Annotated in this window: 20 protein-coding genes, 4 tRNA genes and 3 pseudogenes; 11 read left to right on the top strand and 16 right to left on the bottom strand. The window is 58.3% G+C overall.

Annotation, left to right across the window (positions count from 1 at the left end):
• Positions 1 to 127: pseudogene (locus tag A3AY_RS40380) on the bottom strand (YqaA family protein); the annotation flags it as partial.
• Positions 128 to 330: 203 nt separating this feature from the next.
• On the opposite strand from A3AY_RS40380, the gene A3AY_RS0108685 reads away from it, so the two are divergent.
• From A3AY_RS0108685 to A3AY_RS39005, 7 genes and pseudogenes are all read left to right on the top strand, one after another.
• Positions 331 to 708, top strand: coding sequence for a hypothetical protein (locus A3AY_RS0108685; protein ID WP_026203247.1), 378 nt, complete (start codon positions 331 to 333; stop codon positions 706 to 708).
• Between the two features lie 158 nt (positions 709 to 866).
• A pseudogene (locus A3AY_RS34775) lies at positions 867 to 1,820 on the top strand (multicopper oxidase domain-containing protein); the annotation flags it as partial.
• A 32-nt stretch (positions 1,821 to 1,852) separates the two neighbouring features.
• The gene (locus tag A3AY_RS0108670; RefSeq protein ID WP_018325290.1) at positions 1,853 to 2,332 is read left to right on the top strand and encodes a cupredoxin domain-containing protein; all 480 of its coding nucleotides are present in this window, start codon (positions 1,853 to 1,855) and stop codon (positions 2,330 to 2,332) included.
• 23 nt (positions 2,333 to 2,355) lie between these two features.
• Positions 2,356 to 2,640 carry a copper-binding protein gene (locus A3AY_RS0108665; RefSeq protein WP_018325289.1) on the top strand — a complete coding sequence of 95 codons (285 nt, stop codon included), beginning with the start codon at positions 2,356 to 2,358 and terminating at the stop codon, positions 2,638 to 2,640.
• Between the two features lie 131 nt (positions 2,641 to 2,771).
• Positions 2,772 to 4,127, top strand: a complete 1,356-nt coding sequence (locus tag A3AY_RS0108660) for an adenylate/guanylate cyclase domain-containing protein (protein WP_026203244.1) — start codon at positions 2,772 to 2,774, stop codon at positions 4,125 to 4,127.
• 1,126 nt (positions 4,128 to 5,253) lie between these two features.
• Positions 5,254 to 6,132, top strand: coding sequence for a hypothetical protein (locus A3AY_RS0108650; RefSeq protein ID WP_154663267.1), 879 nt, complete (start codon positions 5,254 to 5,256; stop codon positions 6,130 to 6,132).
• A gap of 332 nt (positions 6,133 to 6,464) precedes the next feature.
• On the top strand, positions 6,465 to 7,055 hold the full coding sequence (locus A3AY_RS39005; protein WP_154663266.1) for a hypothetical protein: 591 nt from the start codon (positions 6,465 to 6,467) through the stop codon (positions 7,053 to 7,055).
• Positions 7,056 to 7,744: 689 nt separating this feature from the next.
• Here A3AY_RS39005 and A3AY_RS34770 read toward each other — a convergent pair.
• The 11 genes and pseudogenes from A3AY_RS34770 to A3AY_RS0108585 form a co-directional block, all read right to left on the bottom strand.
• Positions 7,745 to 8,932 (bottom strand): annotated as a pseudogene (locus tag A3AY_RS34770) (IS256 family transposase).
• A gap of 458 nt (positions 8,933 to 9,390) precedes the next feature.
• Positions 9,391 to 9,537, bottom strand: coding sequence for a hypothetical protein (locus tag A3AY_RS34765; RefSeq protein ID WP_174371918.1), 147 nt, complete (start codon positions 9,535 to 9,537; stop codon positions 9,391 to 9,393).
• 69 nt (positions 9,538 to 9,606) lie between these two features.
• Positions 9,607 to 9,960, bottom strand: a complete 354-nt coding sequence (locus A3AY_RS0108625) for a hypothetical protein (RefSeq protein ID WP_018325280.1) — start codon at positions 9,958 to 9,960, stop codon at positions 9,607 to 9,609.
• A 107-nt stretch (positions 9,961 to 10,067) separates the two neighbouring features.
• On the bottom strand, positions 10,068 to 11,042 hold the full coding sequence (locus tag A3AY_RS0108620) for a GlxA family transcriptional regulator (protein WP_018325279.1): 975 nt from the start codon (positions 11,040 to 11,042) through the stop codon (positions 10,068 to 10,070).
• Positions 11,043 to 11,223: 181 nt separating this feature from the next.
• On the bottom strand, positions 11,224 to 11,760 hold the full coding sequence (locus A3AY_RS34760) for an MgtC/SapB family protein (protein WP_083925925.1): 537 nt from the start codon (positions 11,758 to 11,760) through the stop codon (positions 11,224 to 11,226).
• A 163-nt stretch (positions 11,761 to 11,923) separates the two neighbouring features.
• On the bottom strand, positions 11,924 to 12,997 hold the full coding sequence (locus A3AY_RS0108610; protein WP_018325277.1) for a D-alanine--D-alanine ligase family protein: 1,074 nt from the start codon (positions 12,995 to 12,997) through the stop codon (positions 11,924 to 11,926).
• Positions 12,998 to 13,274: 277 nt separating this feature from the next.
• Positions 13,275 to 13,351 (bottom strand) — tRNA-Arg (locus A3AY_RS0108605).
• Positions 13,352 to 13,393: 42 nt separating this feature from the next.
• Complete coding sequence (locus tag A3AY_RS0108600) at positions 13,394 to 13,699, bottom strand: ETC complex I subunit (RefSeq protein WP_018325276.1); 306 nt, start codon at positions 13,697 to 13,699, stop codon at positions 13,394 to 13,396.
• 240 nt (positions 13,700 to 13,939) lie between these two features.
• A tRNA-Pro gene (locus A3AY_RS0108595) sits at positions 13,940 to 14,016 on the bottom strand.
• Between the two features lie 86 nt (positions 14,017 to 14,102).
• Positions 14,103 to 14,588 (bottom strand): DUF192 domain-containing protein, encoded by a 486-nt coding sequence (locus A3AY_RS0108590; RefSeq protein WP_018325275.1) that lies wholly within the window; start codon positions 14,586 to 14,588, stop codon positions 14,103 to 14,105.
• Complete coding sequence (locus tag A3AY_RS0108585) at positions 14,588 to 15,166, bottom strand: cold-shock protein (RefSeq protein ID WP_018325274.1); 579 nt, start codon at positions 15,164 to 15,166, stop codon at positions 14,588 to 14,590. The genes A3AY_RS0108590 and A3AY_RS0108585 overlap by 1 nt, the downstream gene beginning before the upstream one ends.
• Positions 15,167 to 15,362: 196 nt before the next feature.
• Between A3AY_RS0108585 and A3AY_RS0108580 the strand changes: the two genes are divergently transcribed.
• From A3AY_RS0108580 to A3AY_RS0108565, 4 genes are all read left to right on the top strand, one after another.
• Positions 15,363 to 15,803, top strand: coding sequence for a VOC family protein (locus A3AY_RS0108580; RefSeq protein WP_018325273.1), 441 nt, complete (start codon positions 15,363 to 15,365; stop codon positions 15,801 to 15,803).
• A gap of 364 nt (positions 15,804 to 16,167) precedes the next feature.
• The gene (locus A3AY_RS0108575) at positions 16,168 to 17,541 is read left to right on the top strand and encodes a D-Ala-D-Ala carboxypeptidase family metallohydrolase (RefSeq protein WP_018325271.1); all 1,374 of its coding nucleotides are present in this window, start codon (positions 16,168 to 16,170) and stop codon (positions 17,539 to 17,541) included.
• A 137-nt stretch (positions 17,542 to 17,678) separates the two neighbouring features.
• Positions 17,679 to 17,753 (top strand) — tRNA-Glu (locus A3AY_RS0108570).
• 188 nt (positions 17,754 to 17,941) lie between these two features.
• Positions 17,942 to 18,016 (top strand) — tRNA-Glu (locus A3AY_RS0108565).
• Between the two features lie 57 nt (positions 18,017 to 18,073).
• Here A3AY_RS0108565 and recJ read toward each other — a convergent pair.
• The 4 genes from recJ to A3AY_RS0108545 all read right to left on the bottom strand — a co-directional run bounded on the left by recJ (position 18,074) and on the right by A3AY_RS0108545 (position 23,076).
• Entirely contained in the window at positions 18,074 to 19,876 is a 1,803-nt protein-coding gene (gene recJ, locus A3AY_RS0108560; RefSeq protein WP_018325270.1) for a single-stranded-DNA-specific exonuclease RecJ, read from the bottom strand.
• 123 nt (positions 19,877 to 19,999) lie between these two features.
• Positions 20,000 to 21,322, bottom strand: a complete 1,323-nt coding sequence (locus tag A3AY_RS0108555; protein ID WP_018325269.1) for a homoserine dehydrogenase — start codon at positions 21,320 to 21,322, stop codon at positions 20,000 to 20,002.
• A 76-nt stretch (positions 21,323 to 21,398) separates the two neighbouring features.
• Positions 21,399 to 22,616 carry an LL-diaminopimelate aminotransferase gene (locus A3AY_RS0108550; RefSeq protein WP_018325268.1) on the bottom strand — a complete coding sequence of 406 codons (1,218 nt, stop codon included), beginning with the start codon at positions 22,614 to 22,616 and terminating at the stop codon, positions 21,399 to 21,401.
• A gap of 121 nt (positions 22,617 to 22,737) precedes the next feature.
• The gene (locus A3AY_RS0108545; protein WP_018325267.1) at positions 22,738 to 23,076 is read right to left on the bottom strand and encodes a hypothetical protein; all 339 of its coding nucleotides are present in this window, start codon (positions 23,074 to 23,076) and stop codon (positions 22,738 to 22,740) included.
• Positions 23,077 to 23,089: the final 13 nt, after the last annotated feature.

Below are 23,089 nucleotides of genomic sequence, written 5' to 3'. Positions count from 1 at the left end.
GTCCCAGCACGGAGAATTTGCCGGAAAGGAGCAAGCCGATGAGCACCGGTTCGGACTGAAATGGCAAAATCGTCGCCGCGCCGAAGGCGACCAGGAAAAGCCCGATATAGGCCGTTAAGCTACTCACTGAATATAACCCGCATATCTCCCATAAATTCCACACTCCCTCTTAGGACCCTGTTGACCTTGCCATCGTTGGAAGCTCTACAAGGTTTCTTCATGATCCATCGGTGGCATGGTTCCTTGTGCAGCGCCACATAAACGACGCGAATCATCGGCTAGATGAAGCTCGCAATTGACAACTTCCGGGCTGATGGTAGTCCTCGGGACATGGGTATGTATCGAATCACATTGGCAAAAATGCTGGTTCTGCTTCGGTTGGTGATCATCGCATCACTGGCTGGATACTCATTGCCCGCTGCTTCGGCAGCAATGCATGGGCCGATGTCGACATCAACGACCGTCCAATCTGACGACCACCACGAGATGACAAACGGCGATCACGTCCATGGAGACGAAAGCGCCTCGCCGGATGACATGCAGAAAATTGCAAAGCAGGAGTGCTGCAAAGACTTCTGCGTGAGTTTTGCGATTGTCGCCGCCGCCGGTGTGGTCGGCGGACCCGTCGTGTCCTCCATCCGCGAATTCATCGACGACAACCGTGTCGTCGGCGAACTCGTGCCGCTGCATCGCCCCCCGAATATCTGAACAGGACACGCCCGTCCTTGCGGGTCTGAACGTGCGTAGGTGGGTGTCATTGCCCGCTGCGCCGCTGCCTTCTCCTATTCGGATTACACCATGAAACCATTATTTCTGGTGGTTGCCCTGCCGCTTTTCGCAAGCGGTTGCGCTGCCACGTTGCCTCGCCGTCCGGGATGGATGGGGTCGGGGGGCTGTCGCAACCGCACATCCCCGTCGGCAAGACCTTCGTCTACGAGTTCGATCTCGTGAAATCGGGCACCTTCATGTGTACCACCCGCATTCCGACGAAATGGTCCAGATGGCCATGGGCATGATGGGGATGTTCATCATCCACCCGAAGGACGAGAAGTTCATGCCGGTCGACCGGGACTTCGTGTTTCTGCTGAGCGCCTATGACATCGATCCGGGCACCTACGTTCCGCGCATCATGGAAATGACGGACTTCAACCTCTGGGCCTGGAACAGCCGCATCTTCCCGGGCATCAGCCCGCTTGTGGTCTCCAAGGATGACAGGGTCAGGGTCCGGGTGGGCAATCTGACCATGACCAACCATCCGATCCACATGCACGGCTACGACTTCGAGGTCACCTGCACGGACGGGGGCTGGGTGCGGCCGGAAGCCCGCTGGCCGGAAGTCAGCATCGACATCCCGGTCGGCGCAATGCGCGCCTACGAGTTCGACGCCAAGTACGGTCGGCGACTGGGCGATCCATTGCCACAAGTCGCACCATACGATGAACGCCATGGGACATGACATCCCGACCTTTATCGGCGTCGACAAGAAACAGGTCACGGAAAAGATCAGGAAACTGCGCCCCGAATACATGCCGATGGGGACTGCTGGTATGGCCGACATGGGCGAGATGGAAATGGAAATTCCGGAGAACACCGTTGCGATGATGACTGGATGGGGACCGCATGGTCCCATCGAGATGGGCGGCATGTTCTCTGTCGTCAAGGTCCGCGAGGGGATCGCGGCCGACGACTACACCGATCCCGGCTGGTACGAAAACCCACCCGGTACGCAGGCCTGGGAGTGGACGGGTGAGCTTCCCGACACGACCAAGGCCAAGGATGCCAAAACTCAGATCACGCCCAAGCCAATGAAGCACGGCTGATCTCATCTCCCAACCAACCAAAGGAATAAACCATGAAAACTGCAATTATCGCATTGTTCCTCGCGGCGCTCGCGTCTCCGGCCCTTGCCTCCGGTTCACATGCCGGTGGTCACGGCGAAGCCATGGCCGTCGGTGAGCCTGGCAAGAAGGCGCAGGCCACCCAGACCATTCGCGTTTCCATGAAGGAGACGGATGACGGCAAGATGATCTTCACGCCGAACACCTTCAAGGTCCGCAAAGGTCAGACCGTCGTCTTCTCCATCAAGAACGCGGGCGAACTGGACCACGAGTTCGTGCTCGACCAGGAAGACAAGATCATGGAGCACAAGGCGGTGATGGAAAAGTTCCCGGAGATGGAACACGACGATCCGAACGCGATCCGTCTGGCTGCCGGAAAGTCCGGCGAGATCATCTGGAAGTTCACCAACGACGGCACGTTTAAGATCGCCTGCCTCGTTCCCGGCCACTACGACGCCGGGATGCATGGCGACGTGACCGTAGCCAAAAAGTAATCCTGCCCCAAGGAGATAAGACAATGAAATCAGTTTTCAGACTTGCAGCGACCACCCTGGTCGCAATCGCTGTCGCCTCCGGCGCTTTCGCGGCGGAATTCACCAAGGGCACCGTCAAGAAAGTCGACGCCAAGGCAAAGAAGGTCACCCTCATTCATGAGGAACTCAAGTCTCTGGAAATGCCCGCCATGACCATGGTGTTCCGCGTCAAGGACGACGCAATGCTTGCGAAGCTCAAGGAAGGCGCGAGCATCGAGTTCGTCGCAGAGCGCGTCGAGGGCAAGCTGACCGTCACGGAAATCAAATAGTACGATATCGTCGGATAATGCACGCGGCTGTTTAAGCGGCCGCGTGCGACACCACTGCTTTACCGAGAGAAAGCGGACTCGGTCGACCCACAAGGTCTTGTAAACCCACCCGCGCTTTCAAGTGACGAGCAATGACATCTTCACTCAGCGCCCATTGGGACGCCGCGCGGGAAATCCGTTCAGTTCTTTTGCGATTTGTCGCTTTCGCCATCCTACTTGCCAACCTCCTGCTTGGTGGCAACGAGGGGGCGGAATGGATGCATACTGTCGTCGTCGTCAGCTACTTCATCATCAGCGTCGCTTCGGTGGCGACCGCGCGGTTCCTGCCTAGCCTGTCCTGGCTTAAGACGTTCTTTGTCGTGCTCGACGCACTGCTGGTCACCCTGATTTTGCACGCGCACATTCTTGGCGGACCGGTTACCGAAAACCACAACCTGACGACAACCAGTTTGGTGGTGGCGTTCATTCTGCTCAACCATGTTGGCCTGAAACAAGATCGTCGGCTCGTCCTTCTCTTCTCCGGCATCGTCCTGGTTTCCTGGGTTGCCATGCTGGCGATCACGGCCGCCAGACATCATACAGCCGACGCAATGTCGCTGCTTGCGGCATTCTTCAACCAGGACCTGGGCCTCACAGTAAGCTTCGGCTTTACAGCTTTCGCTATCTACTTGCTCGCGAGAGACCATGACCGGACCCGCAAGGAAGCCTTACGAGCCGACAAGCGGCGTCTCAATCTTTCGCGCTTCTTCTCGCCGCTTGTGGTCGCGGACCTCCAGGAAGGCAGCTCAAACCTTGATCTTGAACGTCGCAACGCGGCAATCATGTTCGTCGATCTGCGGGATTTTACGAGTTTTGCCGAGACTGCGCCTGCGCGGGAACTGGCCCTGGTGCTGGCGGAATACCGCCACCTCGTCTCCGGCACCATCTTCAGCTATGGCGGGACCGTCGACAAGTTCATCGGTGACGGGGTGATGGCGGTCTTCGGCCAACCTACCCCGACAGAGGACGACGCAGATCGGGCATTGGCATGCGCTCTCGACCTCGTCGATGCACTGAACGATTGGAAGAACCACAGCATGCTGAACGGCTATCCTGCCCTTAACGCGGGCATCGGCTTGCATTACGGCACGGTCGTCGGCGGGGTTCTGGACAGCGGATGCCACAGCGAGTTCACGGTGATCGGCGACGCTGTAAACGTCGCGCAGCGACTGGAGACCTTGGCTAAATCACTCGACGCACCACTTGTTGTCTCGTCTGCAGTGATGGCCCGGCTGCATTATCCAGTCCCATCTGCACTCTGGATACCGCAAAGTTCCGTGCCGCTGCAGGGACGTCGGCTCCCGATAGATGTTTGGTATTTACGTCGTGAAGCTGGCTTAACTACCACCCAGGATAGCTTGGGTCACGAGACAGGGGTCATGCAGACCGCCCTCCAAAGATCGTCCTTCCAGTCATCCCCTTCCGGGCCCAATGTGCGCACCGGATAGTCGATGCCTCGCACGGACACCTTGGCGGGATCACTGCATTTCACGAATGCTCGATGCTTTCCCGGATCAATGTAGGCAGAACCGCTCGTAGCGTTACCTTGTGAAAGCGATATTAGGACGTCGTAATCGTATCCAGCTTGCTCTGTCGCGTGATTACTGACGAGACCAAGATTGACAACAGTGTTGTCGTCGAAATGCGCAGTGTGGAATATCAGGGGCTCTGCAGCCACTGCGCTAAAAGCGGATAGCACTCCGACGGCGAGGGTGAGTACAAAAGCACGCATTCCCACCTCCCATGGTTCAGCGAAGCCAAAATCATATCACGTACGTAGCGGCTTTCCAGTGAGCGCTGCTGCGGGCCCTGATTGATGGAGTGGCCCAGATCAGCGAGGCAGGTATTCGGAACGCTGTGTTCGAATCAGCACTCCGGCAGAACCGACTTACCTCTCTTAAGTAGCGTTCAATGGGTGCAAGCTCCTCAATGCCCGGCATGTATCTCACGGCCTCCTCCGGCCTGCACCACGGTTAAGGCAGGCTGGTGATCCCACTCTTAGCCCTATCGAGTTCAGTTGCCATCTCATCGATTGTAGTGGCTTGTTCTCAAGGCAACCGAACGCGACACGGGCTCATTTCGGCGACCGGAGCAAGTGAAAAATTTTTCTAGGATTTTACTCTTATTTTTAAAGATTACCTGTAGGATTTAATAGGAATTTTATACCATCTTCACAATTTTCACTTACTATATGCTGCGTTTTTCTTACGGCAATTCACCGTCAAGAACACTCAGGCGGATAGGCCCAGCAAAGCGAAGTTTTTTCATAATAACATTTCAAAGTATTTTACCAGTGGTAATTCTTAAAAGTCGCGTTTTAAATAGCATTTCCTTGCGGTATTTAAGGAAATAACCTAAAAACTTCGAGTTGTTTTTGAGTAAATGGCTGAATTGTCAAGTATTTATCTGGAGTAAAATATTTCGTAATTGGATTTTTTTGTTTGATTACCGTTTTATTCTCTGATTTAATTTAATAATAGCCTCAACTCGTAAAAGCACATCACTTTGAAAAGACGCCCTCGATTAGTCCCAGATTCCAAATGGATCATCTTTTTCCCGGACGCCGACCGACTGATGGATTTAGGTTATGCGGAGATTGCGACGTGCCCTGCTTTTTTCTTCGATGACCGCTATAGCCGGTTGCCATCGCGCTATTTGCGAGAACGCTCCTCGGGAGATTGGGAGCATCAGCTTTTTCACTCTGAACGAGCCCCAGAAGTGCTTTCCCCGCAGAGTCAGCGGAATTGTGGATATCACCTCAAAAACTTTCTGGAATACTGCAGCACCCTCCATCTGGACCCGTCGAAAATGAACTACAAACATGTCATCCGGTATCAGAATGACATGGCTGAAGGTCGCTGGAGCGCAAAGGGGAGAAACCTCGCACCATCGACCGCAAACATTCGCGCTGATGAAGCGACATCCTACTTGGCCTGGCTCCCAGCCCGACGGCATAGGATGAAGTTCAAGGTAAGTGTGCGCTACAAGCGCTCTACCTTTTCCAGGTTCGGTAGACCGCAAATTATTCCGACAAGAGCCCAAAGGAAGACCGAACGGCAGACCGGTCTACAAGTTCTCCAACTTCCAGAGCAACCGATGGTTGATGACTGGCTGATCAACGTCCGACACAAGCGGGGCGAAAGCAAAATGTACAATGCGCGGCTGGTTGTCGAAACCGGTCTTCGCCTTACCGAAAGTTGCTCCCTGATCGTATCTCAATGGCCCACGCGGTCAGAAATCGAGAAAGCAGAGCAAAGACGGCAAGAATTCGTGAATCTCACCGTCACAATTACCAAAGGCAGTAAACCACGAGTGGTTCTGGTGACTGTCGAATTTGCCAAACTCGTAACATTCTGGATCGAACAAAAAGACCCAGACTCGTGGACTTATATTGCCGCCGGACAGGCAACCTGCTCCCGAAAGCCTATTTGTTTCCGACGCCGAAGGTTTTGAGGGAACCCCTATTTCCAAGGCACGCCTGTTTGAATGTTTCAAGCCACCGGTCTGCAGCTTTTCGCCCTGGTATCCTGATCATGGTCGACATTTTTGGACGTGCACTTTTATCCTTCGGGGCATTCAACGAGACGCCACCGCGTTAGGGCAATCACCGAAGACTCTTGCGCCAGGCTGGACCCAAGGCCGGGTCAGCTACTGGCTGAAAATTGCGAAGAAGCAACTCGGTCACGTCAGTGAAGAAACCACCGAGCTGTACACGAGGTGGATGATGACCCAAATCGAACTTATCAACATCACTGACGAGTGGTCTGATTTCTGGGGAGCGAATAGTGCCAAAGCTGCCGCCGATGTCGGACCCCGTGCTGAAGCCCCATCAATACTGGATTCGCCCAGCAAACGGACAGGCGACATTCTTAGCAGACTATACCGAATTTTTCGAAGGCTGCGCGCGTGAGCAACTTCCTCTCCGTCTTCATCGTCTTTGTCGGTCAGATATTGTGGCAAGACCAAGACTTGCTGCAGACTTCGTGGCAATCATGTTGAAGACGGCTCCATATCACGGTTCGCACCAAAATGCCTTAGCGACTTGGCGAAACGTGTTCCGCTTTCTTGAGGATCGAACCGATCTGCCACACGTAGAGTCGATTGCCGACTTCAATGAAATACATGGAGAATCTTTCAAGCAGTGGCTGTTCGATGCAAGACTTACACAGTCGGGGTACAGGCGGTTCAAGGCAATCGTCGATGCATATTTCCTTGATCGTTTTCAGCGACCATCACCTCTCGCCGCCCGCGACAAGGATCAACTAACAGATGTTGCTGAGCCCGATCTTGTCGCCCTCCAGCGGCTCAGCCTCGTGCTTCGCCACGAAGCGCGAGCACAAATTCAAATGATGTCGGAAGGTGCCGCGCTTGGCTGATTTGCCACCTAACGCAGAACGGGCTTTTGGATAAGAAGCAGTTGCTGTCTGTAAATGCAAACAAGTTACATGACGCCAGTGTCGGTGGACCAAAGTACACTTCTCCAAATCAGTCAATTCAGGCGACAAAGGGCTATATCGGGAACTTCGATGGTTTCATCCCGCGCAGTGCGACACCGCTGTTTTTATGTGGCTCTTCATGCTCAACACGGGTTTCAATTATGCAAGCACCTTGGACATGGACGTCACAGACGACAAATGGTGTCAACCGTCGCTGCAACACGAACACCACTGCGTTATCGCGGTCTGGAAAGAACGGGTTAAAAAGTGGGTGTTTCGTCGAAAACAAAGCCCCAATTCCACGCCTATAATATTATCCGATTTATGATCGAGCGAACAAAAGGCTTGCGGGCGACAGCCAAAGCCCGACTAGAGATGCTCATCACTCATAACAAACTTCATCCAACGAACACGGTCCAATCCGAAATCGACTACCTCACGAAGCTGATCAAGTCCCCTTGGCTGTATCATTCCCTCGCATCCGCTGGAAAAGTCGAGATGTTCCTCTCCCCTGATTCCGGACTTTTGAACAGGATTATTCGAGAGGTTGCCAAAGTCCATGGATGATGTCCCGGGAAGTGGTGTATCTCCGGTGATCGCCGTGCTTTCCGGACGAAGCCGGGAACGGATCAGCTTGCAGCACCAGGCAAGCTGATGAGCGGATCATCGCTCATTTCGGCGATGGTCTCAAGAGTCATGTATCGGGATCGTTGGACGGCCCACTCGTCGTTCTGTTCGAGCAACAGCGCGCCGACGAGGCGGACGATGGCATCGTCGTTGGGAAAGATGCCGACGACGTCGGTCCTGCGCTTGATCTCGCCGTTGAGGCGCTCGATCGGATTTGTCGAATGAAGCTTGGTCCAATGTTGCCTGGGAAAGGTCATGTAGGCCAGCACGTCCTCTTCCGCATTGTCCATAAGGGTGGCGAGTTTCGGCACCTTCGGCCTGATCTGGTCGGCGACGTTGCGCCACTGTGCGCTTGCGGCCTCGGGCGTGTCCTGAGCGAAGGCCGTGGCAATGAAGGCGGACACGACGCGTCGACCGCTCTTGCCGGCATGGGCAAGCGCATTGCGCATGAAGTGCACCCTGCAGCGCTGCCAGGCCGCGGAGAGCACCTTCGACACGGCGGCCTTGATCCTTCATGGGCATCGGAGACCACGAGCTTGACGCCGCTGAGGCCTCGCCGGGTCAGCTTGCGCAGGAATTCTGTCCAGATCGGCTCGTGCCGATCTCCATGCCGAGCACCTCCCGCCGGCCGTCGGTGTTGACGCCAACGGCGATGATCACGGCGACCGACACAATGCGCCCGCCGCGACGCACCTTCAGATAGGTGGCGTCGATCCACAGATAGGGCCAGTCGCCTTCGATCGGGCGGGTGAGGAAGGCTTTGACCTTATCGTCGATTTCCTCACAAAGCCTGGAAACCTGGCTCTTGGAAATACCCGACATGCCCATGGCCTTGACGCGATCATCGACCGAGCGGGTCGAAACGCCTTGAATGTAGGCCTCCTGGATGACGGCAGTCAGGGCCTTCTCCGCCATACGCCGCGGCTCAAGGAAGCTCGGGAAGTAGCTGCCGGTGCGAAGCTTCGGGATGCGCAGCTCGACTGTTCCAGCCCGCGTCTCCAGTCCCGATCGCGATAGCCGTTGCGGCTCGCAAGCCGGAACGCATTCTTCGCGCCACAGCCCGCGCCCGTCTTCGCGCCGACCTCCAGTTCCATCAGCTTCTCGGCGGCGAAGCCGATCATCTCGCGAAGCAAATCGGCATCGGCGCTCTTCTCAACAAGCGAGCGCAGGTTCATCATATCGTTGGTCATCGGTGATCTTTCCATCAGGTTGAGCTTCAACAACCCGACCCTACCGGAAAAACACTGATGGCCACCCGCCAGCTACACCACTTCCCGGGACATCATCCACTTACCTGGCATTGTCTTGTTTGATCCCGTGTCGCTCCAATGCAGCGAGCACTCAAGTTAGGCGCATATTACAACGCAAACCCGAGAGTAACGTTCGGAGTAATGTCTGTTAACTAGCGAACTTCATTACGAATTTTTCAGCGTCGTGTTGTTGGGTTGGCGCTACAAGTGGGTGCAGCTGATACTTGTGCTTAATAACAACACAACAACAACTGAAACTACTACTATCCAGCCCGAAGGAAACTTCGGGCTGGACTAACACTTAGAACAAAACAAGATCATCGGTGCTTGGAAATACAGAAATGACAAAGCTCACGCGGCACAAGCCGCGGCTTTCTTGAATGAGTGGCCAGCAATCCCTATCCGCGCGCGGCGACGGGTGCCCTCTTGGCGCGGCCCCAGAGGATGTAGGCCACGAGACGCAGCAGGATAAAGTTGAGCGGCAGGGCAGCAAATTCCCCCCGCGTGGCATGGAAGATGATGGCGCAGACTTGCAGCAGGGGCAAGATGTGGGATTGCGCGACTACCTCTGGGGGCAGGATCAATGCCGGCTGGCAGGCAGCCCCCCGAGCACCTCATCGGCGAGGTCGCCCGGCCGGGTTTAGCAGAACCCGCGTGGCAAAGGCCGCCGCGATACCGACCATCACTACAGTGGCTAGAGTCACGGCGGCATAGTTCGGGCGCGGGCGCGCCGGCGCAATTAAGCGTCTCTCCGAGAGTTCCGATATGCGGCCTCTAAGATAAGACACATAAGCTTTCAGTCGGCGCAGGTCTTCCTGAGCGTCCCAGGTGCTGGACACGTCCGGCTGTTGAAAGCCCGCGTCTTGCTCAACCGGTTCATCGCCTAATTCTGCGAAATACTCCTCAAGTTCATTTCCCCGGCTGGAATGTTTCCTGTTGCCGCCTGTTTTACCACCGCCCTGCATCATGACCGATCCTTATTCCTTTTCGCGCTTAGACAACGCGGCTGGAGACAAAAGGATGCATGGGCGGAGTCCTGACGTGGCAAATAAAAACTCGCGCGCGTGTCAGCCGGTCAATGACGCCCTTTTCCCCGGCGCAATTTCAAGGGGCTTTCGCCGTATTGGTGCTTGAAGGCGCGGGAGAAGGCGGACAGGCTGTCGAAGCCGCTGCGAAGGGCAACGTCGCGAACGCTCAATTCCGTATCGCTGACGAGTCGATGGGCGGCCTGCAGGCGAAGCCGCAGATAGTAGCTGCCGGGGCTGATGCCGAGGGCCTTGGCGAAACGCGTTTCCAGCTTGCGGCGGGATTGACCGGCGCGCAAGGCGAGTGCTGCGATCGACAGTGGCCGGTCGAGCGTGCGCTCCATCAGCCGGATGGCGCGGGCAAGGTCCGGATCGAGCGCCTCCATGCGGCCGAGCGAGACCAGCGGCTGCGCATCCGACGCGGCATGCGTCTCGTCGTAGACGAAGATGCTCGCCACATCGAGCGCGACGGCTGAGCCGAATCGCTGCCGGATCATGTGCAGCATCATGTCGAAGGTCGGCGACGCGCCGCCCGAAGTCCAGAATTTGCCATCGGTGACGAAGCGGTCGGCCTTGACCGAAACATCCGGAAAGGTCAGCGCGAAATCCTCGAGCTCCTCCCAATGCGCCGTTGCCGACCGACCGTTGACGAGGCCGGAGCGCGCCAGCAGCCAGCATCCGGATTCGATGCCAGCCACGACGGCAAAATGCCGGGCGCAGGCTTGAAGGGCGGCGATGAACGTCTTTCCCGCGTGACGCTCGAGATTGAACCCGCCGATCACCAGCAGAAAATCGCCCGCCGCACGGGAGGTAAAAAGGCCGTCCACGGCGATCGACACGCCGCAGGTCAGAAGAACCGGCTCGCCATCGGGAGAAAGAATCTTCCAGCGGAACAGCGCTTTTCCGGCGACGCGATTTGCAGCCCGCATCGGGTCCAGCACCGAGGCGAGCGACATGATCGACGATTCGGGCAGGACGACGATGACGACGGCGACGCCGTGTTCGGGAGGCTCTTTTTGCGGCATGGCAAAAATGTCAAATCTTCTACGCTTTATGTCAAATGAAATATCGGCGATCGGGCATGATGAGGCGGTAAGAGACCTCCCATTCGCAGCGCTGGTCAGCCTGTGGATGTCTGGACATTCCCCCTATCCGCCACTTTGCCGGACGGGCCGAACGGCAGAAATGCCTTCGGTCCGTTTTTTTTCATTTGGCCTGCCGGCTCTTGTTGTCCTTACGGCTCATCTCCGGCTCCGCAACTGGCGGCCGCTTCGATTTATAGGCATTTTCAAGCTTTCCAACGGCATAAAGCACCGTCAACCCGGCTGCGAGCGCAAACGCCGCGATCAGCCAGTGGCCGAAGCCGAGTGCAAGGCCGATTGCCCCTGCGAGCCACATTCCGGCACCGGTGGTCAGCCCCCGCACCTCCCCTTGCGACAGAATGATTGTGCCGGCCGCAAGGAAGGCCACCCCGGCCGTCACCGCCTCGACAACCCGCAGCGGGTCAATGCGCACCTGCGCGTCGGAAAGTCCAGGCATATGCGCGCTCTCGATCGAGATAATCGCAAAGACGGCGGAGGCAAGGCTGATGAGTATGTGGGTGCGCAAACCTGCCGCCTTGTCCCGCGCCTCCCGTTCGAAACCGATCAGTCCGCCAAAGAAAATCGCGCCGCAAAAGCGGGCGATGATGACCGGGTAGGGAATTTGCGTCGCGGGAAAGATGTCGGCTAAAATCTGGTCCATGCCGCAGAACGCGCCGGCGAAAACTTGGTTCCAACACGGCATGGAGCGAGCCCTGGCCGGTCGGCAATCCTCCGATGCTGCGGCCATGATCTCATTTGCAATTAAGGTTACCCGGCTAAAGACCGGCGGAACACTTGCCGACTGCCGCAGCCCGTTCCCCCGATCAGACGGCCCGTTTGGCTCTTGCCAGTCCGTGCTCGATCAGCCGGTCAATGAGTTCAGGGTAGGACGTTCCGGTCGCCGCCATTGCTTTGGGGTACATGCTGATATCGGTGAATCCCGGCATGGTGTTGATTTCGTTGACAACGACTGTCATGTCCGGCCGGAGGAAAAAATCGACGCGGGCTAGCCCCTCGCAGCCCAGCGCGATGAATGCTTGTCTCGCCATGTCCTGCAACTGTCGCGCCGTCAGTTCGGGAAGCAGCGCCGGGATGTTGATGGTGGCGCCCTTTTCGTCGATGTACTTTGCTTCATAGGTATAGAATCCGTGCCCCTCGCCCGTCACGATCTCGCCGGGGACCGAGACCACGATCGTTCCGTCGGGGTTCTCAAGAACCGCGCATTCAATCTCGCGAGCCTGGACGAACTCTTCCACGAGAACCTTCGTATCAAACCTGAACGACTCACCGAGCGCGTCATGAAATTCGCTCTCAGTGCGCGCTTTGCTGACCCCAACCGACGAGCCTTGTCGCGCGGGCTTGACGAAAAGCGGCGATCCGAGGGCCTTCGCGACCTCGTCGAATACCGGGTGCTCGCCAGGTCTAACGGCGATCGAACGGGCGACCGGCAGACCCGCCTCGCGCAGCAGGCGTTTGGCCACGTCCTTATCGATGGCTATGGCCGACCCCAGGATACCGCAGCCGACCAGGGGAACACCTGCAATCTGAGCCAGCCCCTGGACGGACCCGTCCTCGCCGTGCAATCCGTGCAGAACGGGAAACAGGATATCGATCGCCGGCAGTTCGCGGGAACCGGCGGAGCCTTCGACGGCGACAAGCCGACCGCACCCACCGGGCAGCAAGCAGACCTTTGTCCCGACATAGGCCACGGAGGCCGGCAAAGCCCCGTCCAGCAGTTCTATCAACAACCATTGTCCGGCCCGATCGATAAGGATCGGTATGACCTCGTATTTGGCAGCGTCGATGGCCTTGACGACATTGCGGGCGGAAAGGATCGAAACATCATGCTCTGCGGATTGTCCGCCAAAGAGAACAGCTACTCGCAATTTGGAGGCCATGGAGTTTCCTTCTGAAAAATCCGCATCAACAGGCGGGTGCCAAGCTGTAACCGGCCAATTGCAACCAAATTGAGATGATTTTTGCGGTTTGTGTCAGTGGAACACGAATCTCCTAGCCGCGCAGACAGATACCGACGCCGGCGTCGATTGCCCGGGAAATGCGGTGATGCGTACAGCGTCGGGGGCCATGAGTTGCGGGAGAATCAGCTAAGCCGCATCGAATGGTTAAACTCGCTCCGCAAGAGATTGAAGCAATACTCTGATTCTTGAGAGTTTTTGGCGACCCCTGCAGGGCTCGAACCTGCGACAACCTGCTTAGAAGGCAGGTGCTCTATCCAGCTGAGCTAAGGGGCCGCTTGAAGGAGGTGATGACCTCCGGAAATGGGCAGCCTGGTGTCAGTGCGTCCAGGGCTGGGTGCGGCTGAACCGGAAATTATCGCTGTAGGAAACGTTCTTGCGGGTCGCTTCCTTCGGCGCGATGACGCGGTAGTCGATGCCATTGCGTTCAGCATAGGCAATCGCCTGCTCGGCGGTCTCGAACGTCAACTTGACCTGCTGGCGGGTGTCGGCCGAACTCGTGTAGCCCATGATCGGATCGATCGTGCGCGCCTTTTCCTGATCGAACTCAAGAACCCACAAATGCGTCTTGGCTTTGCCCGACTGCATGGCGGTTTTTGCGGGTCGATAGATTTTCGCGGACATGTCTTGAGCGGTCTCCACCTTCGTTCCGTCACACCGGATCACTGCTGCCGGTTGCTGCGCATTGCCATAGCGCAGAATGGATTAAAACGGAATGACCTTCCGGTGATATATCCGCCGATTTTACCGGCCTTCATGGTGTCGCGGCAGAACGCAGTTCAAAGTGGCACCCCTGTGGCGCCAAAATAGGTGCCCGCCGAAACAACGGTTCAATCAGTGCCAACGCTGTCATGAAAAATTCGGTGGTCGGAGTGGAGAGATTCGAACTCCCGACCCTCTGGTCCCAAACCAGATGCGCTACCAGGCTGCGCTACACTCCGTGACCCATCGATGAGGCGGAGATACACGCTTACCCCTGCCCCTGCAATAGCTAAATTGTGCAATCAACGCATGCACGAATGCCGATTTATGGCTTTGCCGCGGATATATGCTGGCTATCGACGATGTCGCCCGGGGCGATGCCGAGACGGCTGACGGTGCCGGCATTCAATTCGAGAACGAACGCGACGGGGACGCGGGAGGCGATGATGGATTCGGACAGGGGCACGGCGTTTTCACGCACCGTCTTGACCTCGCCGTCCCTGGCGATGAACAGCATGTCGAGTGGCAGATAGGTGTCCTTCATCCACATCATCACCTGGCGCGTCTCGCCGAAATCGAACAACATGCCACGGTCTCGTGGCATGTGACGCCGGTTCATCAATCCCTGGGCACGCTGGGCACCATCAACGGCCAGTTCGACAGTCAACCTGTGCACCTTGCCGCCGGCAGAGATGATCTGCAGCGGCTCCGTAGCGAAGGTAAGCTCGGCTGCAGGGGCGCAAAACGGAACCAGCCATAAAAAAAGCGCCACAAGGGCGCTTCCGGTACGGCGCGAGAAACGCGCCGGCATCAATGCGCCCGACCGGTCGGTGCCGGTACGTCCGGATGGATTTCGGCAGCCATCAGCCCCTTGTCGCCATCGCCGAAGCGAACCAGAACAGTCTGACCAGGGCGCAGTTCGGTAAGGCCGAACCGACGGAGCGTTTCCATATGAATGAAGATGTCCTCGGTACCATCGCCCCGCGTCAGGAAACCGAAGCCCTTGGTGCGGTTGAACCACTTGACAAGCACCCGCTCCAGCCCGCTGGTCGGCGTCACCTGAACATGTGTCTTGACCGGCGGCAGTTGCGACGGATGGACGGCGGTCGACTGATCCATCGACAGGATGCGGAAAGCCTGATAGCCGCGGTCGCGCTTTTGGATCAGGGCAACAACACGCGCTCCTTCGAGAACGGTCTGATAACCATCGCGGCGCAGGCAGGTGACATGAACAAGCACATCCTGCATGCCGTTGTCGGGGACGATGAAACCGAACCCCTTGGCAACATCGAACCACTTGATCACACCGGTAATTTCGATCAGATCAAGCGCATCGTTGCTGATGTCCTCGTCCGGCGTGACGCCCTTCGCTGAAATCCTGTCCGCCATTGCCCGCCAGCCCCTCGTTTACGCGTCACACTCATTACGGTTAACTGATTCTTGACGGTCAGAATAACATCGTCCCGCCGCAATTGTGCAAGCCCTCGGATGAAATTTGCCGTCGACCAAGGCTATCTCCCAAGCCTTGCCTCTGGCTGACTTGCGGCTAAATATACTGCATCTTCGGCAAAACAGGGATATTACAATGCGTTATCTGCACACGATGGTTCGCGTCAAAGATCTGGACGCGGCGCTTCACTTTTATGGCACGCTTTTCGGCCTTGTGGAAATCCGCCGCTACGAGAACGAAAAGGGCCGGTTCACCCTGGTTTTCCTTGCAGCCCCCGGCGATCTCTCCCACGCGAAAGCGGAATTGTCCCCTTGCCTGGAGCTCACCTATAACTGGGATACCGAGGACTACACCGGCGGCCGCAACTTTGGTCATCTGGCATACGAGGTCGATGATATCTACGCGACTTGCCAGCATCTGATGGATAACGGCGTCACCATCAATCGCCCGCCGCGCGACGGGCACATGGCCTTCGTTCGTTCACCGGATGGCATATCGATCGAAATCCTGCAGAAGGGCGAAGACCTGCCGCCGCAGGAGCCATGGCGGTCGATGGGCAATACCGGCGCCTGGTAAGCCCCGCACAATGGGACCGGGCGATAACCCCTCGAAAGATGGAAATCGCCTGGTTCATGGCGGAACGGCTCAACCACCGCCTTGGTGAAAGTCTCCCACCGTGTGACAACCAGCGCCTGCGTCAGCGCAGGTTTACAAACAACGACGCGTTCACTACTGTGCACGCGAACGTTAGGGGGATCGGGATGTGAGTCGCCTCTTAAGGTCGACACCATCCTGCCCCGGTTGAACCGGTCAAACCGCAAGAGCGGTGCGTATGCCCCAGACAGGTATCGCGCCACGGTGCGCTGTTTGTGCCTTCGATATGATCGGCCATGACGGCAACGATATGTCGCCCGGGCCCGCATTGAGTGGGGATCCAACGTTGCGTGTTCTGCAAAAAGCGCCGACGATTCGCAGTTTCGGCTGCGCTCTCGCCCTGACCGTTTCCGTTATGGCCCTTTCCGGCTGCGTCTCGGCTGGCAAGGAAACCGCGCAAGCGCCCTCGGTGGCTGAAGAGACGGTTGCCGAAACCGCGTCTGCCGATGCGGCGCAGGCAGTGCCCGGGACCTATCAGGACCAACAGGTGGCGGTCGTCGGCGCCGGCGCACAGGCCGGGAACCCGGTCGACGCCAACGCGATGGTTGCCGCCGGGACCAACAGCCAGCCGGCATCGCTGACGATGCAAAGCACTGGTGTCAAAGCAACCTCCAGCAGCATCTTTGCGGTCCAGACGCCGAATGCGATTCCTGCCCAGATGCAGAATGCCGATAGGGAAACGGGCAATGCACCGTTGCCTGTCGGGCAACAAACCGGCGTCAACCCATCCACGAACAGCCTTTTCAACGGCGGCCAACCCGCGACCAGCCCGGCTGGGCTGCCGCTTGATGGCGCAAGCAATGCCGAGGGTGCGGTTCCCGCGACGCAGCAGGTTGCAAGCGCCGAATCCGGCGCGGACGGCACCGCTCTTCCGGCGGCAGTACCGATTCCCTCGACCGCCAACGCCCTGCGTGACGGCGACGTCACGCCGCAGCCAGCGGCGGCGCAAGCGGTGTCTGCAAATCAGACCGCCGTTGCCACCGCGGCTGCAAGATCCGAAAACGCGCCAGACGATGGCGACGAGCAGGATGCAACGCAGAAGCCGCTGACGTTCGCCGCACTGTTTGCCGCCAAGCGCAAGACCAAGGGCCAGTTTAACAGCGACCGTTTCGCCAAAACACCGGCGAAGAAGACACTCGCCGCCGCCAACACGCCGCAGCGCCAGATTGCAGCGCTCGGCTTCACGGACTTGCCGGGCGTCCAGACCACCTCGATGTTTGCGACAGTGGACGATTCCCAGCCCGGTCATGACGACGAACGTGCCGCGGTCGAAGTGGCCGCCCTGCCCGGTCTGGCGCGGCTTGCGCCGAACGGCCTCCAACTGCAGACCGAGAAAGTGGAGACCGGCTGTTTCCGTCCGGAATTGCTACAACTCCTTAAGGTCGTCGAGACCCATTATGGCCGCAAGGTCATGGTGACCTCGGGCCTGCGGGATCTCAAACACAACATTCGGGCCGGCGGCCGTCGGTATTCCCTTCACACGACCTGCCAGGCCGCCGACATCCAGGTGCCCGGCGTCAGCAAGTGGGATCTTGCCGAATATCTGCGCACCATCCCCGGACGTGGCGGCGTTGGAACCTATTGCCACACGGAATCCGTTCATATCGATACCGGTGAAATCCGCGACTGGAACTGGCGTTGCCGCCGTCGACAAGTATGACATCAAGCACTTGTTTTGATTTAGTATTTCCTCTTTTCCCCAGGAATGCCGCCTTATCCGGACTTTTTTACAGGAAAATGAAAATTGCCGCTTGCGGTATTCAAAACCCCTGACTATAAGACGCCCACACAACTGATGCGCCCTTCGTCTATCGGTTAGGACACCAGATTTTCATTCTGGGAAGAGGGGTTCGACTCCCCTAGGGCGTGCCATTTGTGAACCTCTCCCATAACATGGAAGTTTGCGCGCTGCCGGTGAAAACAGCTTGCCGGTGAACGCTTCCGCACGACGTATCAGGTCTACTTTGCCGCTGTTTTTACTGCAAAAAAACTCAAAAAAAATGCGATTTAGCGCTTGCAGCATTCCAAGTGTCTGACTATAAGACGCCCACACCACTGATGCGCCCTTCGTCTATCGGTTAGGACACCAGATTTTCATTCTGGGAAGAGGGGTTCGACTCCCCTAGGGCGTGCCATGGTTTCCTGATCTCCGACAGCATTGACGCCTATTTTCAGTACCGCGAGAGGCTCGTTCAGAGTGCTTTCGCAGCGTCGATCACGCGCAGCTGCACGCGTCGCGTTCCCTGCCATAAGTCAGCAGAAATCGATGCCGCGACATGGATGGACGTGCCGCGGCCCGACAGCAGGAGATCACCAAGCGGGGTTTCAATAGCGCGGAAAGCAATTCCCTCGACGCGCGAGCCGTCCTGCCCCTCCAGCGTGATCTTCACATGATTGGCGCCCACCTGTCGTGAATCGCGCAAGCGGTGCGACGGCAAGGCGAAGACCGGCTGCGGGTGGCCCGCCCCGTAGGGGCCCGCCTGCTCCAGTTGGTCGATCAGCGCCAGATTGGCGCCGGCCGCCCCCAATGCTCCATCGATCTTCAGCGTCTCGGCCGAGACGAGATCCCTGATGGCATTTTGCGCTTTTTCGTCGAAGAAATGCCGCAGCTTGCCGAGATTGGCGCGCTCGACCGTCAAGCCCGCCGCCATGGCGTGGCCGCCGCCTTTCGCCAGAAGGCCGGCATCGACGGCAGCACGGACGATTCGTCCGATATCGAAGCCACTGATCGAGCGGCCCGATCCTGTTCCCTTGCCGCTCGGATCGAAGGCGATGGCAAAGGCCGGGCGGCGGAATTTTTCCTTGAGCCGCGCCGCCAACAAGCCGACGATGCCGGGATGCCAGTTTTCGCGCGCTGTGACGATGATGGAGGCGGCGTCACCATTGCCATATTCCGCCAGCGCCTCCGCCTCCGCCTCGGCCAGCATGGCAATTTCCATCGCCTGGCGCTCGCGGTTCAATTCATCGAGCCTTGCTGCGATCTGCTCCGCCACGTTTTCCTCGTCTAGCGTAAGCAGACGGCTACCAAGTGCCGCATCGCCGATACGCCCCCCGGCATTGATTCGCGGCCCGATCAGGAAGCCGAAATGATAGGGCGTCACCGGCCCGCCGAGGCCGGCCTTGCGAAAGAGTGCCGACAGTCCCAGATTCTGCATATGGCGGGCGGCGACAAGCCCCTTCACCACATAGGCCCTGTTCAACCCCTTGAGGGGCACGACGTCGCAGACGGTCGCCAGAGCGACAAGATCGAGCAGCGCGAGGAGATCGAACGAAGCAACCCGGCCGTCTCCGGCTTCTCGCAGTTGACGTACCGCATTGACGAGAACGAGGAAGACCACGCCGGCGGCGCAGAGATGGCCCTGCCCCGAAAGATCATCCTCACGATTCGGATTGACCAGCGCCACGCACGGCGGCAGTTGCGCCCCAACCTGGTGGTGATCGATCACCACAACATCGATGCCGCGCGTTTCGGCCGCGGCGAGCGATCCGTGACTCGTCGAGCCGCAGTCCACCGTGACGATCAGGCGGGCACCGTTGTCGATCAACTGGTTGATCGCAGCCGGATTGGGCCCGTAGCCCTCGAAAATACGGTCCGGAATGTAGATTTCGGCGTCCACGCCGAAATGGCGCAGGAAGCGGTACATCAGGGCGGACGATGCGGCTCCATCGACATCGTAATCGCCGAAGATAGCGACTTTCTCACGTTTCTTGATGGCAGCGACGATGCGAGCGGCGGCCTTGCTGCAGTCAGTCAGCGTATCGGGATCGGGCATCAGCGAGCGGATCGTCGGTTCAAGGAACGCGACGGCGTCGTCCATCGTCACGCCACGGCCGGCCAGCACCCGGGCGATGAGATCTGAAAAACCATGGACCTGGCTGATGGCGAGCGCGCGGTTCTGGCCGGCCTGATCGAGCCGCGAGACCCAGCGTTGCCCGCTTACCGAGCGCTCGACACCGAGAAAAGCCCGCTGGACCGGATCTACCAACTCGCTCATGATACCCCCATGATTGCTTGACCGTTCGTAGCCATCTTTTGCGCTGTCCGCAAACCGGAAACGACAGCGGCCCCATCCGGGTCGATATCCGGACGGGGCCGCAAAAAAGCCTCACGACAGAAATCAAACGGCCTTTGGGCGCTCGATGCGGATCACTTGGGGATCACCGACGAGATAGCCTTCGCTCTTGATCGAGGCGACGGCTTTGCGCACCGATTGCTCGGTCGTCGCATGGGTGACCAGGATGATCGTTTGCGGTTCGCCGGTCTCGACCGGATGCTTCGAGTGCTGGACGATCGATTCGAGCGAGATGTGATTTTCCGCCATATGGGTGGCGATTTTCGCGAAAACCCCAGTTCTATCGACGACTTTAAGGCGGATGAAGTAACCGCCCTCATGGCTCTGGATCTGCGCACGCTTGTAGGTAAGCAGTGCGGTCACCGGACGGCCGAAGGCCGGCACATGCTGTGCGCCGGGCCGGCTCTTTGCGATGTCGGCGATATCGCCGAGCACGGCGGATGCCGTCGCATTGCCGCCGGCGCCGGGGCCGACCATCAGGAGCTCGCCGAGAATGTCGGACTCGATCGCCACGGCGTTGGTCACGCCATCGACCTGCGCGATTACCGAATCGAGCGGCACCATGGTCGGATGCACCCGCTGCTCGATGCCGCTTTCGGTGCGCTGCGCGACGCCGAGCAACTTGATGCGGTAGCCGAGATCGGCGGCCGCGTGGATATCGTCGATCGAGATATTGGTGATGCCTTCAAGATAGATGTCATCTGCGGCAATCGCCGTGCCATAGGCAAGGCTGGTCAGAATGGCGAGCTTGTGCGCGGTGTCGTTGCCCTCGATGTCGAAGGCCGGATCGGCTTCCGCATAGCCGAGACGCTGCGCTTCCTTGAGGCAGGCTTCGAAGGAGAGCCCCTCCTTCTCCATCTTGGTGAGGATGTAGTTGCACGTGCCGTTCATGATGCCGTAGACGCGGGAAATCGTATTGCCGGTCAGCGATTCACGCAGTGCCTTGATGACCGGAATGCCACCGGCGACGGCCGCTTCATAGTTCAGCAGCGCACCATGCTCCTCAGCAAGCCCCGCAAGCTCAATGCCGTGTGCGGCGAGCAGTGCCTTGTTGGCGGTAACGACGTGAAGTCCGCGCGACAGCGCTGCCTTGACGGCGGAATAGGCCGGCTCTCCGGCACCGCCCATCAGTTCGACGAAGACGTCGATATCGGCCGTCTGGGCGAGCGACAGTGCATCGTCATGCCACTGCATTGCGGTAAGGTCGACGCCGCGATCACGATTCCTGTCGCGCGCCGTGACGGCAGTAATCTCGATGGCCCGGCCGCATGTCGTCGCCAGCGCCTCATGACGCTCCTGAAGGATACGCACGAGCGAGGCGCCAACGGTACCCAAGCCCGCAATGCCGATTTTAAGGGCATCTGACATTCACTATTCCTAACATGTCGAGAACGCTCCGCCTCAGGCGGCGGAGCAGAGTTTCGAGGGAACCGAACCCGGCACCTCAGCGATGGGCATTCAACGAAATGACGTTGTGCAAAGTGTCGTCCGCCGTCGAAAGGAACTTCTTCAAGCTGCGGGCAGCCTGCCGAATACGGTGTTCGTTCTCGACAAGCGCGATGCGGATGTAGTCATCCCCCTGCTCGCCGAAGCCGATGCCCGGTGCCACCGCAATATCGGCTTTCTCTACCAGCAGCTTGGAGAACTCCAGCGAACCGAGATGGCGGAATTTTTCCGGGATCTTTGCCCAGGCGAACATGGTGGCGGCCGGCGGCGGCACGTCCCATCCAGCCTTGCCGAAGCTTTCGACCAGAACATCGCGCCGGCGCTTGTAGATATTGCGTACCTCGGCGATGTCGGATCCGTCTCCGTTCAGCGCATGCGTCGCCGCAACCTGGATCGGCGTGAAGGCACCGTAGTCGAGATAGGACTTGACCCGCGTCAGCGCAGCGATGAGGCGCTCGTTGCCAACGGCAAACCCCATGCGCCAGCCGGGCATGGAGAATGTCTTCGACATCGAGGTGAATTCGACCGTGATATCCATCGCGCCCGGCACTTCAAGGACAGACGGGGGCGGCATGTCGTCGAAATAGATTTCCGAATAGGCGAGATCCGACAGGATGATGATGTCGTGCTTCTTGGCGAAGGCCACGACTTCCTTATAGAAATCGAGCGTCGCCACATGCGCCGTCGGGTTGGACGGGTAATTGATGATCAGCGCGATCGGCTTGGGGATTGAATGTCGGATCGCCCGCTCCAGCGGCGGGAAGAACGTGTCATCGGGCTCCACCGAGATCGAGCGGATCACGCCGCCGGTCATCAGGAAGCCGAAGGCGTGGATCGGATAGGTCGGGTTGGGACAAAGCACGACGTCACCCGGTGCGGTGATCGCCTGCGCCATGTTGGCGAAGCCTTCCTTCGAGCCGAGCGTCGCAACGACCTGCGTATCCGGGTTCAACTTGACGCCAAAGCGGCGCGCATAATAGGCGGCCTGCGCCCGACGCAGACCTGGAATACCCTTGGACGAGGAATAGCGGTGCGTGCGGGGGTCCTGGACGACCTCGCACAATTTATCGACGACAGATTTCGGCGTTGGCAGGTCGGGGTTGCCCATACCAAGGTCGATGATGTCGGCTCCACCCGCTCGCGCGCTGGCTTTCAAACGGTTGACCTGTTCGAAAACGTAAGGCGGCAGACGCCGGACTTTGTGAAACTCTTCCATCTCTAACCTCGTCTTGCGCGGTCTCCGTCGTTCGAATCATCCGTGCACGGAGAAACGCGCGGTGCAATCGGCCCACGCGGCCACGAAACGCTTTGCGTCCAAATCAGCGGAAACGCAAGCGCTAATTCTGTATCTGCTTCAGCGTCTCGGCGCCGTGATTGGCAGCAAGCTGTTGAAGCTCATTCAGGCGGCGCTGATATTCCGCTTCCGAGATTTTGCCGGACGCGCGGGCCGAACTCAATGCCGTCAGCCGCGCTTCCTGGGCGGCGGCTTCCTCATTGGTCATCTGTGCGCTCGCCGCAGGACGCTTGCCTTCGATCACCGGATAGACATCTGCCGGAACAGGCTTGGCCATCGTCGCGGAATAAGCGGACGGCTTTTCGTCAACCGTGGCTGAGGTGCAGCCGGCGAGCACAAGGGCAACACCAACCGCTCCACAGGCCGCTACCATCCGCACCATCTCTGCTTTTCCC

Origin of the sequence: Rhizobium giardinii bv. giardinii H152 (assembly GCF_000379605.1) — a bacterium.
Lineage (GTDB): Bacteria > Pseudomonadota > Alphaproteobacteria > Rhizobiales > Rhizobiaceae > Pararhizobium > Pararhizobium giardinii.
The sequence above is the reverse complement of the archived record's forward strand: the minus strand, read 5'-3'. Positions and strand labels throughout refer to the sequence as shown.